The organism is Butyricimonas hominis, assembly GCF_014287455.1.
In the GTDB taxonomy this organism is placed as follows: domain Bacteria; phylum Bacteroidota; class Bacteroidia; order Bacteroidales; family Marinifilaceae; genus Butyricimonas; species Butyricimonas muris.
In genome coordinates this window covers 659903-671547 of the sequence record NZ_JACOOH010000001.1, presented here as the reverse complement: position 1 = coordinate 671547, position 11645 = coordinate 659903, and the positions used below count along the sequence as shown (strand labels likewise).

General features: G+C 45.0%; 10 protein-coding genes and 1 tRNA gene. 3 read left to right on the top strand and 8 right to left on the bottom strand.

The genetic code is table 11. The features are described from left to right. Window positions 1-224 precede the first annotated feature (224 nt). The 8 genes from H8S64_RS02610 to rbfA form a co-directional block, all read right to left on the bottom strand. A complete protein-coding gene (locus tag H8S64_RS02610) occupies window positions 225-1700 on the bottom strand; it encodes a COG3014 family protein (protein ID WP_186974829.1) in 1476 nt (491 codons plus the stop codon). A 50-nt stretch (window positions 1701-1750) separates the two neighbouring features. Further along, window positions 1751-2347: a penicillin-binding protein activator LpoB gene (locus H8S64_RS02605; protein ID WP_186974828.1), complete on the bottom strand. Its 597-nt coding sequence runs from the start codon at window positions 2345-2347 to the stop codon at window positions 1751-1753. Between the two features lie 109 nt (window positions 2348-2456). Beyond that, entirely contained in the window at window positions 2457-3314 is an 858-nt protein-coding gene (locus tag H8S64_RS02600; RefSeq protein WP_186974827.1) for an N-acetylmuramoyl-L-alanine amidase-like domain-containing protein, read from the bottom strand. A gap of 77 nt (window positions 3315-3391) precedes the next feature. Further along, entirely contained in the window at window positions 3392-4414 is a 1023-nt protein-coding gene (pheS, locus tag H8S64_RS02595; protein ID WP_186974826.1) for a phenylalanine--tRNA ligase subunit alpha, read from the bottom strand. A gap of 74 nt (window positions 4415-4488) precedes the next feature. Then, complete coding sequence (locus H8S64_RS02590; protein ID WP_099291257.1) at window positions 4489-4902, bottom strand: VanZ family protein; 414 nt, start codon at window positions 4900-4902, stop codon at window positions 4489-4491. Beyond that, complete coding sequence (locus H8S64_RS02585; protein ID WP_186974825.1) at window positions 4902-5717, bottom strand: peptidylprolyl isomerase; 816 nt, start codon at window positions 5715-5717, stop codon at window positions 4902-4904. Before H8S64_RS02585 ends, H8S64_RS02590 begins: the two co-directional genes overlap by 1 nt. Before the next feature lie 11 nt (window positions 5718-5728). After that, a complete protein-coding gene (locus tag H8S64_RS02580) occupies window positions 5729-6937 on the bottom strand; it encodes an ABC transporter permease (protein ID WP_186974824.1) in 1209 nt (402 codons plus the stop codon). A 12-nt stretch (window positions 6938-6949) separates the two neighbouring features. Next, window positions 6950-7288: a 30S ribosome-binding factor RbfA gene (rbfA, locus tag H8S64_RS02575; protein WP_099291857.1), complete on the bottom strand. Its 339-nt coding sequence runs from the start codon at window positions 7286-7288 to the stop codon at window positions 6950-6952. Window positions 7289-7379: 91 nt separating this feature from the next. On the opposite strand from rbfA, the gene H8S64_RS02570 reads away from it, so the two are divergent. From H8S64_RS02570 to speA, 3 genes are all read left to right on the top strand, one after another. Then, window positions 7380-7455 (top strand) — tRNA-Pro (locus tag H8S64_RS02570). A gap of 97 nt (window positions 7456-7552) precedes the next feature. Next, on the top strand, window positions 7553-9016 hold the full coding sequence (locus H8S64_RS02565; RefSeq protein WP_186974823.1) for a hypothetical protein: 1464 nt from the start codon (window positions 7553-7555) through the stop codon (window positions 9014-9016). Between the two features lie 176 nt (window positions 9017-9192). Next, window positions 9193-11085, top strand: coding sequence for a biosynthetic arginine decarboxylase (speA, locus tag H8S64_RS02560; protein WP_186974822.1), 1893 nt, complete (start codon window positions 9193-9195; stop codon window positions 11083-11085). Window positions 11086-11645 lie beyond the last annotated feature (560 nt).

Below are 11645 nucleotides of genomic sequence, written 5' to 3'. Positions count from 1 at the left end.
ATTCTGTAAGGATTCCTGCCGAATTCGGCTTGCGAACGTTGAATAAAGCCGACTTATAGTCGAGTCAAAGTTGAGTTAAAGCCGATAGGTATCGGGTTTGTGCGTGGTGGGAAACGAGAATAAACTTCGTGTGTTGGAGGAATGCGGGAGGATTTCAACCTTAAAAGGGGTAAAATATGTCTTTTGCTAGAATGGTATTTGCTCGGGTATATTACGCGGGTGGGTTAAAATTGGCGGGAATCCATGGTTTGGAATACATGGAAGCGGGTTTTCTTGCCGCTGCCATCGATGGTGATTTGGTCCGTGGTGTGGGAGCCGTTGCGGGTGGTGAGTTGCAGGGAGATGTTGTTTGTTCCGGCGTCGAGGGGGATACGCGTGTAAGAGATGGAATAGGGGAGAGTCTGCCAGTTGCGGGTATCCGCTTTTTCTGTCAGAGAGTTGGCGATGCCGACGGCGAATCCGAGCCATTCGTTTTGCTTTCGAGCCGTGTATTCGAGTCCCTTTTTTGCCGCGACACGTAGGAGTGACGTGGAAAACTCGCGTACCATACGGTCACGCAGGGTTTTGAATGCAATCTCGTTGATGTTTTCGGCAATTTCGAGGGGGTAGGTTTTGGCATCAAGCACAAGGGAGCCTTTGGCGTACAAGGGCGGGCGTTCCATGTATTTGGGGAAGGCGACTCTTAACATTTGCAGGTTGGCAATGCTTTGGCGGTCGGAATCCGAGTAGCGGGAGTCGAAAAAGAAAGGAAAGGCGAATCCGAATTCGTCGTTGTGGAACACGATAGCCCCGTCACCTCTTTTCTGTTTGGCGAAATTGATACTCCACTCCGCTTTCACGGGTCCCACCCCGTTCAGCCAGAAAAAGACGAGTTGCCCATTCGCAGAGGTAGGGGTATGTTTGTAAGTGGTGTTGAACTCTTTTTCGTATTGCTTCAATTCTGCCGTGAAGCCACAATTGTACGCGGAACGCATCAAGTCTTGTTTTAATTGTTCCGGGGCTTGTACGCCGAAGTTCTTCACGTAGTCGGATTGATATACCTCGTAAGCGTTACGGTAGGCGATGAAAGCGTTGTTGGCGTCGCCCGATGCATCGTAAATCAATCCCATAAGCAAGTGGGCGAAAGCGTCCCGCTGATAACGATTTTTGTGGTCGGGATACTTGTCGTTCAGTTGATTTAGTTTGATGTTTATTTTCCTGACTTCGACTAACGCACCTTCCATGTCATTCAGGTCAAGATAATTCAATGCCTTGTAGAAATTAATCATGATTACCTCGAAGTCTTCCGGTTGGTAGGGACGCATTTCGGGATTCGTTACCAAGGCTGCCGCTTCTGCCCCGAGATTGCGGTGTTGCTCGTCAATCAAGTTTTCGGCGGTTTCAAAGTACTTGTTACTATTCTCGGGTTGCCCGAGCATGAACTCCACGTATCCCTTGTTCAAGTAATAAAGAATCCGGTTTTTCCCGGTGGCTTGTTTTTTATCTTTATCCAGTAGCTTGTTTGCCTTTTCGAAGTTTCCGGCAGTCACGGCCGATTGGAATTCAGCCGTGCGTTGGTACCATGTGGCACACCCGGAAAAGAGGAAGAGGATGATAATGAGTCCAAAGAGTTTGTAAGGTTTATAAAGTTTATAAGGTTCATAAGGTTTATGAATCCTTATTGTATTTCTACTGAAGCATGAATGATGAATGTGTATCATTATGGGACTACTTTATAAACTTTATGAACCTTATAAACTTTGCGAACTAATTAGAATACTCTATCCGTGATATGTTTCTTTATCTTCTTGTCGCCCATCCATACCACTTCATTGGTTTCGATGTTGGTGAGTTGCAAGTCGATTTGATAGGTTACCACTTTTTGCTTTTTGTACGAGTCCACGATGCTGTTGATGGTGCCTTGCAGGATAAAGTCGGCGCCCAATTCTTTACCCCATTTCTTGGTGGTTTCGGGGGAGGCGTAGTCTTGTTGTTCGGCACGTTCTTTCCGTAGCTCGTTTCGTTTCTCTCCTGCCACGACCAGACGGATATTTCCGTCACGAATAATGGCTTTCTCGACATCCTTGATAAAGGTTTCCGAGTTGATGTGTTCGTGGCTCTTGTTCTCGACTAATCCGACCACGACTACCGGGCGTTTGTCATTTGCTTTCAGGTATTTGGGTATCCACGCGGATGTCAGTAGATCGCCGATCATCTCATCCGATACCATACGGGAATCACTATCATTCCAACGTCCGCTGAGGTCTATTGTTTCGCTTGGGTCTACCCGGGCTATTTTCCGGCTACCGCATCCGTTTAATATCGCTATGGTTAACACGACAAGTGTTCCGATAAATACTTTTCTCATATTCTTTTGATTTTAGGTTTATATTCAAATTCCACGATTTATATCAAATGTTATTACAATTATTTGACCAAATATACGTGTTAGATGTCTTTTAGGATGTTAATTACATTTAAAATTGATAGGGACGGGCAATTATTATTCCGGAATGAGAGCGAATACCTTGCAAATATTCCGGGAGAGGTACTTCTGAAATGACTACTTTCTTGGCGGAAAGTGACGCGTGGAGCAGGTAAATCTGCCCGTTTTGTTCTATGGCTATTCCCACGTGGGCGGTGTCGAGCCCTTTCTTGTCTGTCGTGATGAGCAGGATATCCCCCGGTTGGATTTGTCCGGTTGCGGCGGATACCTTGTCCTTGGGGATATAATGGTATTTCCGGAGGTTTATATTGTTCTCTATCCGGAGCATTTTTCTCGCGAGGAGAGAATCTTGCGCGAGGGCGGGATATTTCTGCCAGTTTCGGGAGATGAAACCCACTTTGTTGGGGAAGGGGATGCCTCCGTTTTCCAAGGTGACGTCTTTTACAATGCTGTCTAGGCTCATCTCGTACAACCAATCGGTGGAGTAATGAAGCCGGGCAGTGTAGTCGGTGATTTCGCCGTCCCGGTAGCGAATCTTTTGTAAATTCTTCAAGTAGACCTCTGTTTGTCGGGGGGTATATTCTTTCAATAGAGCCAAGGCAAGCACGTTATCCGTGAATGTTACACAGTCGAATTCCCGCAGGTTCACGACGAGTTGTTCTTTCGGGTTGATTTCGAGAGTGCCGCTTTTGTAGGGGGTATTGATAAAGAATTGACCGATAGCAACGATTCGTTCGTTCACGGGAAGCCGGTGTAATTCTTTTCCCGAGGCATACTCGAAAAACCGGGAGAGGATTGCTTTATCTTCTTCCGATACGGGAGATTGTGCTTTACATCCCGAGATGACAGGGAAAAGGGCGACGAGTAGCAAAAGAATCGTTTTTTTCATATAAAGCGTTTTGGGTGAATAAAAAATGAGGAGCCGCGTGAACGGCATCCTCATCTCTCTTGTGTTGTGTTTATATATTATTTGCCTGCGGCCGAAAATTGTTCAAGGAAGCGGATGTCGTTCTCGAAGAAAAGACGTATGTCTTTGATGCCGTATTTCAACATCGTGATACGTTCAATTCCCATTCCCAACGCGAATCCGGTATATTTTTCTTTGTCGATACCGTTTAGTTCGAGTACGTTGGGGTCAACCATTCCACAACCTAAGATTTCTAACCAACCCGTGCCTTTGCACACGTTACAGCCTTTCCCGTGGCACAATGTACAGGATACGTCCATTTCTGCCGACGGTTCGGTGAACGGGAAGAACGAGGGACGCAGACGGATTCGTGTGTCCGCACCGAACAGTTCTTTTGCAAAGTAGGTGAGGGTTTGCTTCAAGTCGGCGAAAGAAACGTTTTCGTCGATATAAAGTGCCTCAATCTGGTGGAAAATACAGTGTGCCCGCGCCGAAATCGCCTCGTTGCGGAACACCCGTCCCGGGGTAACCAAACGAATGGGCGGTTGATGTGCTTCCATGTCGCGTACCTGCACGGATGAGGTATGCGTGTGAAGCACGATATCGGGATTCTTCTGAATAAAGAACGTGTCTTGCATATCGCGTGCCGGATGTTCTTCCGGGAAATTCAACGCGGAGAAATTATGCCAGTCGTCTTCAATTTCAGGTCCCTCGGACACGGTAAAACCAAGTCTGTTGAAGATAGATAAAATTTCGTTTCTAACGATAGACAGAGGATGGCGAGTTCCGAGTTTCATGGGATCGCCCGGCATGGTTAAATCCATCCCGCTGAGTCCCTCTTCGGCGTTACTCAACAATTCTTTCAGTTCGTTTACTTTCGCTAAAGCCGTATTCTTCAACACGTTCAACTCCTGTCCGACAGCCTTTTTCTGGTCCACGGGAACGCTTTTGAAATCGTCAAAAAGAGCGGCGATAGAACCTTTCTTGCTTAAATGCTTGATTCTAAATTGCTCTACTTCTTCCAAGCTACCGGCTTGGAAGTTTGCTATTTCATCACGGAGTTGTTTAATCTTATCTAACATCTTCTCAAAAATTTGAAATCCTTGGTTTGCAAATGTAATAAAAAAGTCTGATACATTTCAATTATTCGAGAACTTCAATTTTTATCTCGAGTATTTTTGCAGAAACGGGCTACAAGTTTGTCCATTATTTTTTTTGCCGTGGGATATAATAAACATCCCGCGATTCCGCCGAGTACATCGGCGAGCAAATCCCACCAGTCACCCCCTCGATGGAAATATTTGTATTGAAGTATCTCTATCAAGCCGCCATATGCGAAACTGAACCCGATGGCAATCAAGTAGCAGGCACGCGAGGATAGTTTATGGCGTAAGGCATCGCACAGGAATACGGACATGATGAAGAACATGCCGAAATGGACGACCTTGTCCAAATGCGGGATATTCAATTTGGGGTCCGGTATGGAACTCGAGGGAATGGCGCATAAGAAAAAGATAACGCCTGCCCATAGAAGATTACACCATAGTAATACGTGTTTGTGTGCTATCATTATTCAATTATTTTTACTCGGATTATTCTCACGTCTTTTAACGGACGGTTCTTTTTATCTGTTTGCAAAGCGGCGATTTTGTCAAGAATGTCAAAACCTTCAATCAATTCCCCGAACACCGTGTATTCGCCGTCCAGGCTGTGTGCGCCGCCCTCTGTCGTGTATGCTTGTTTTTTAGCCTCGTCCATGAAAAGTTTTTCCGTGTTGTTTTCCCAGTCACGGGCGATGTCCGCCTTGATTTTGTTGGCTATTTTCCGGAATTCCGGTACATTCTTTTGTGCTTTTAAAGAATCCAGAATCGCTTTTTTCTCCGGGGTATAGTATTTATTCTGGATAGCCCTTTTGATGGGCACGTTTACCGATTTTTCGATATGCTCCAGTTCTTCCGGCGGGTATTTTCTTCCAACGGTGAAATAGAATTGTGAGATATCCGACTTCTTGAGCGGGTTTGTTTCGTCCGGTTGCCGGGGGGCAGCCAAAGCTCCTTTTTTATGGTAGTGGTGCGGTTTGATTTCGGCGTCTATCGTGATTTCTCTACCGTATCCCAGTTCCTGTCCGGCAACCGCGTTACGGCTGTCCGCGGAACCGCCTTGTATGATGAAGTCTTTGATTACCCGGTAAAATAGTGTCCCGTCATACTGACCGGATTTCGCCAATTCGATAAAGTTATCCCGGTGAATCGGGGTATCGTTGTATAATTTGGCTTTGAGATTGCCCATGCTGGTTTCTATCAACACGATACGCTCTTTTTCCTGTCCCGTGGATGGAAGCGTGAAAAGGGCAAGCGTGAACGAGAGTATCAGAAGTTTATACATATATATATCATTTACGATTTGACAATTTTATTCACGAGGTATCGTACCGGGAAATGCGAGGCGATGTACCCGATGGCAATGACCGTGAGCATGATAATCAATATATCCGAGGCAACGACTTTCACGGGGTAAGCGTTGATGATGTAACTGCCGTTGCCGAGGGTGATGAAACCGTAATATTCTTGCAGCAGGCAAAGTCCGGTTCCGATGATAAGTCCGGCGAAAGCCCCGACACCCGTGATTAGGTTCCCCTCCAGTTTAAAGATTGAAACGAGTTTCTCTTTTGTCATTCCCAGGGCTTGATAGACGCCAATATCTTCTTTCTTGTCTATAATCAACATTGAAACAGAGCCCACGATATTGAATGAGGCAATCAGTAGGATAAACAACAAGATTAGGAATACCGCGAGTTTCTCGGATTTCATCATGGCATAGAACGAACGGTTGAGGTCATACTTGTCGAGTACCTTGTATTTTGTTCCCACTTCCGTCGCGAGTGATGTTTTAAAAGACGCGAGGTTGTCAGGATTTTTCAGTTTAATCTCTATTTTGGATATTTCACCCGGAACCCCGAATAATTTTCTCGCGGTTTCTATTCCGGTAATCACGTATTTCCCGTCGATATCCTGTTGCGCGGAGAATATTCCAATCGGGTATATCCTTTGACTGTTCAATGCCGACATGGATGCCGACGATGCGGTTTTGTCCGGGTAATAGAATGTTACCGGTGATTGCATGCCAAGGCGGGTTCGCAAGGCGGCAGCAATACCGTACCCGAGTACCACGGTCGGTTTGTCTTCTTCTTCAAGACTGAATTTCCCGCTAATGATGGTGGGGGCAATTCCCGCGTGGCTGGCGTAATCTTCCTCGACTCCTTTCACTATCACGGGGACAAGTTTATCACCGAATTTTACCAGTGAATTTTCTTCCACGACGGCATCGAAAGATGCGATGCCGGGCATCTTTTCCAACTGTTCCAGCAGCATGGAGTCGGTGGCGACGAATTTTCCTTGTGCGGGAGTAACCGTCAAGTCGGGAGTGAAGCTATCTGTTACCGTGGTGAGTAACGTGTCGATGCCATTGAACACGGAAAGTACGACAATCAATGCGGTCGTGCCTATCATAACTCCTATCATGCTGATGATAGAAATAATGTTTATGGCGTTCTGTTTCTTTTTAGAGAACAGGTACCTCCGGGCAATGAATATCGACAGTTTCATCGTGGCGGTCTTCTATTGCTTCAATAGATTGTCTATTTTGTCTATGTAGTCCAGACTATCATCCACGAAGAAACGTAATTCCGGGATGATACGCGTTTGCTTTCCGATTTTTTTCCCGAGGATAAAACGGATGTTTTTATTTTTCTCGTCCAGAATACCTAATACTTTCTCCGCGAGTTCCGACGGGAAAATACTCAAGTATACCCGGGCATACGACATGTCAGGGCTAACTCGCACGGCAGTAACGGATAACATTGCACCTCCGGTGTATTCTTTACACTCTTTCTGAAACATTTCGCTTAAATCTCGTTGTATTAAACGCCCTACTTTATTTTGTCTTATAGTATCCATATCAAGAAAAAAATTGTTTGCTAAAAAAATTTCCACAAATATAGTGATTATAATTGATACTTTTATTATCTTTGCCCTCGCAAAACGGAAACGAGATGTAGCGCAGTTGGTAGCGCGCCACGTTCGGGACGTGGAGGCCGCTGGTTCAAGTCCAGTCATCTCGACCAAATAGGAAAGAACGCTTGTGAAGGCGTTCTTTCTTGTTTTTTATATTCTCGAAAATAATACGTACATTGCATAACGATTTTAGGATGTAGATTCGTTATGATTGATATTCAAGTAAAGCTGCATGACAGATACTCCGTGGAGTTTAAGGTGGGTTACGTGGTAGATCGTGACCGGGAGGAGAACGAGTTCAGAATGGACACGTGGTTTTTCGTGCCTCATAGTCTTGGTATCAGTGCATCAACTTACTCGAAAGATGATTTTTACAAGGACGTGCGTTCTAACGTGAGGCTAATTACCCCGATTTATTCGTTGGAGGAAATCGCGGAGGGAGAGTGGACCCCTTTCGTGTTTCTGGAGGACGCGTTTCAACATCTGGTAGAGGAATGCACGAGGGAGTCTATCGAAACTTACGAATACCAAATCAAGATGTTCACCTCGATATTCAAAAGTGCCTTGCGGGGGAACGTAAATAAGGCGATTCATCACGAGGTGGAAGGGAATGAACGGGAATTGATGGTAGGGCACTATGTGGCTTGTGTTCGGATTATTGCTCGTCGTTATCGGGAGTTGAAAAAGATTGTTCATGTACCGGGATTGCCGAAAGAAGCGTTGAATTATTTTTCTTTCGGGGACGAGTATCTCTCCAATCTGATTGAATTTCACACGTTTCGCTTATTGGACGGGTTGAAAGAGGTTGACGTGGAATGTTACGAGCAAGAGAAGGAGAAATTGCTGGAACTGGTGCATGAAGAGATAGCCTACAAGAAGAAGCATGGTTATCCGGTAGCGGAGAAAGATAGTCGGGATCAGAATCGGACGGTGATTTATCGGCGGGGGATATTGAAGAAATACGCGGAAAGTGATCTTTTCTTGAAGGCATCGAAAAAACGGGACGGGGTATTGGTCGAGCAGATATATTATAGTTTGGCAGCCGGACTCTCGATGATATTTGCCACGGTAATCGCGTTCTCGTTTCAAAAGAAGTACGGCAATTTTACCATGCCCTTGTTCGTGGCTTTGGTCGTGAGTTATATGTTGAAAGACAGGATCAAGGAATTGATGCGATTCTATTTTGCCCACCGCTTGGGAAAGAATTATTTTGACCGGAAAACGAAGATCAGTATGGGGGATAAGGTGGTCGGTCAAATCAAAGACGGGGTGGATTTTATATCGGAAAACAAGGTGCCGGAAGAAATTATTAACCGACGGGCACGTACTGATCTCTTGGCTGCCGACAACCGGTACGCGGGTGAGAAGATTATTCTCTACCGCAAGTGGATACAGTTGGACGCGGAAATTTTAGGTGAATATAGTCAATATGACATTTCGGGAGTAAACGAGATTATCCGCTTTGATTTGGGAAATTTTGCCCGGAAGATGGATGAGCACGCTTATGAACTTTATGTTCCGGAGGGGGATTCGGGTTACACGGCAATCAAGGGAGAGAAAATTTACTACGTCAATTTCCTGATTCAATTGCGACACGAGGGAAACGTCGATTACAGGCGTTTCCGTCTGATGATTACCCGTGACGGGATACGGGAAATTCAAAACTTGTAGGAATCAATCAGTTTATAAAGTTTATTATCCACGGCAGCATGGCTGCCGATAGATATAATCCGAAGGACACCCGTTACTTTATAAACCTTATAAACTTTATGAACTTTATAAACTCATATATAAAAATATATTGTAGCTTTGCGGGACAATCAACCTTAAAGATCTTTAGAATAGAAATGAGAAAATGGAGCATTGACGATTCAGCAGAACTGTACAATATCAACGGTTGGGGGCTGAACTATTTTTCGATTAACGAGAAAGGACACGTGACGGTAACACCGAAAGTAGGAGGACCAAGGATTGACATCAAAGAATTGATGGAGGAACTTCAGGTGAGAGATGTGTCCGCTCCCGTGTTATTACGGTTCCCGGATATTCTGGATAACCGGATCGAAAAAATCTCAAGTTGTTTCCAGGCGGCTGCCACGGAATATGGTTACACGGGGAAAAATTTTATAATTTACCCGATCAAGGTAAACCAGATGCGTCCGGTCGTGGAGGAGATTGTAAGTCATGGGACGAAATATAATATCGGTCTTGAGGCTGGTTCCAAACCGGAGCTGCACGCCGTGCTATCCATCGATATTGACGATGATGCCATGATTATCTGTAACGGGTACAAGGACGAGAACTACATCGAGCTGGCCTTGTTGGCACAGAAGATGGGGCGGAATATTTACCTCGTGGTCGAGAAGTTGAACGAGTTGAGGAATATAGCCGCAATATCCAAGCGCCTGAAAATTCGTCCGAATATCGGCATCCGGATTAAATTGGCAAGTTCCGGTAGCGGAAAGTGGGAAGAGTCCGGGGGTGACGTCAGCAAGTTCGGTTTGAACTCCAGTGAATTGTTGGAAGCGCTCGACGTCCTGCAAAAGAACAAGATGACCGATTGCCTGAAACTGATTCATTTCCATATCGGAAGTCAGGTAACGAACATCCGCCGTATCAAAACGGCATTGAAAGAGGCATCCCAATTCTACGTGCAATTAAAAAACATGGGATACAATATACATTTCGTGGACATCGGGGGCGGACTGGGTGTTGATTATGACGGGACCCGTTCCGCTACAAGTGGCAATAGCATGAACTACTCGATTCAAGAGTACGTGAACGATGCCGTTTCCGCTCTGGTAGATGCTTGCGAGAAGAATGAATTGGAACAGCCGAATATCATTACCGAGTCGGGACGCTCCTTGACGGCGCATCACTCCGTGTTGATTTTCGAGGCATTGGCAAGCACGAGCCTGCCGGCTTTTGACGAGAACGAGGAGATTGCCGAGGATGCCCATGAACTTGTGAAAGAATTGTATGACCTTTGGGAGAACTTGAACCAGCCCCGCTTAATCGAAACGTGGCATGATGCCATGCAGATACGTGAGGATGGCTTGGGATTGTTCAATCTCGGGTTGATTGATTTGCATACCCGTGCCCAGATCGAACGTTTGTTCTGGTCGGTAGCCCGTGATGTATATGATATGGCGGTGAACACGAAACATTCACCGGACGAATTAAAGAAAATCTCCAAGTTATTGCCGGATAAATATTTCTGTAATTTCTCGTTGTTCCAGTCGTTGCCTGATTCATGGGCGATAGACCAGATTTTCCCGATCATTCCGATTTCCCGTTTAAATGAACAGCCGACGAAATCGGCAACTTTACAGGATATCACTTGCGACTCCGACGGGAAGATAGATAATTTTATCTCTACGCGTAATTTCTCGTACCACCTTCCGGTACATGACTTGAACGGGAAGGAACCTTATTATTTCGGGGTATTCCTCGTTGGGGCTTACCAGGAGATTCTGGGAGATTTGCACAACTTGTTCGGGGACACGAATGCCGTTCATATTAAGGTGAAAGGTGACGAGTACGTGATTGATAAGGTCATCGAGGGGGAAACTGTCGCGGATGTATTGGAATACGTGCAGTTTATGCCGAAGAAAATGGCTCGTACCGTCGAGGTATGGGTAACGAGTTCCGTGAAGAAAGGAATTATCTCGGCAGAAGAAGGACGTGAGTTCTTGTCAAATTACCGTTCCGGATTGTACGGGTATACCTATTTGGAATAAGCAGAATATAATTTTCGAAATATAGAAGGTCGTGTTAGTTATCTCATTGTAGATGTTGACACGATCTTTTTTTTTGTGAAAACGCAATTCTGGAAGTGTTAAAGCGAAAAACAACACTATTGATAACTAGAGTGTTGTGGTTGTTTCTGATATTTAACACTATTAAAAGTGGTGCAAACGTTTGTAGGTAAAAAAAGATTTTATAGTTTAGCAACGGTGAAAGAAAAAAAGCCTCGTGCTGTCACAGCAGGAGGCAACCAATAACAAATTTATGAAAAAAAATCGAAGTCTCTTTTGAAATCCGATACAAAGGTATCGGCTTTTCTTTATATATGAAAATTCTTATAGTTAAATTTCCATTATATAGATTAATCATTGAAATCTATAGTAGTAAACGTATTTCTCGACGAAAGGTTTCACTATGTACTGAAATAATCCCTTAAAAAAATCAATTGTATTCTCGGGAAGAACCTGCTATTCTGCCGTAGCCGAACTGTTGCTTCGCCGTGGCACAGCTATCCCGGAGTATGGTTGGTCTGTTTGAGTTCTGGGCGGGCTCT

Bases quoted from the DNA above. Each gene is read 5' to 3' on its own strand.
- H8S64_RS02600 (WP_186974827.1), bottom strand. From the start codon at position 3,314: ATGAAAAAAACGATTCTTTTGCTACTCGTCGCCCTTTTCCCTGTCATC.
- H8S64_RS02585 (WP_186974825.1), bottom strand. From the start codon at position 5,717: ATGTATAAACTTCTGATACTCTCGTTCACGCTTGCCCTTTTCACGCTT.
- pheS (WP_186974826.1), bottom strand. From the start codon at position 4,414: ATGTTAGATAAGATTAAACAACTCCGTGATGAAATAGCAAACTTCCAA.
- H8S64_RS02565 (WP_186974823.1), top strand. From the start codon at position 7,553: ATGATTGATATTCAAGTAAAGCTGCATGACAGATACTCCGTGGAGTTT.
- H8S64_RS02610 (WP_186974829.1), bottom strand. From the start codon at position 1,700: ATGATACACATTCATCATTCATGCTTCAGTAGAAATACAATAAGGATT.
- H8S64_RS02590 (WP_099291257.1), bottom strand. From the start codon at position 4,902: ATGATAGCACACAAACACGTATTACTATGGTGTAATCTTCTATGGGCA.
- speA (WP_186974822.1), top strand. From the start codon at position 9,193: ATGAGAAAATGGAGCATTGACGATTCAGCAGAACTGTACAATATCAAC.
- rbfA (WP_099291857.1), bottom strand. From the start codon at position 7,288: ATGGATACTATAAGACAAAATAAAGTAGGGCGTTTAATACAACGAGAT.
- H8S64_RS02605 (WP_186974828.1), bottom strand. From the start codon at position 2,347: ATGAGAAAAGTATTTATCGGAACACTTGTCGTGTTAACCATAGCGATA.
- H8S64_RS02580 (WP_186974824.1), bottom strand. From the start codon at position 6,937: ATGAAACTGTCGATATTCATTGCCCGGAGGTACCTGTTCTCTAAAAAG.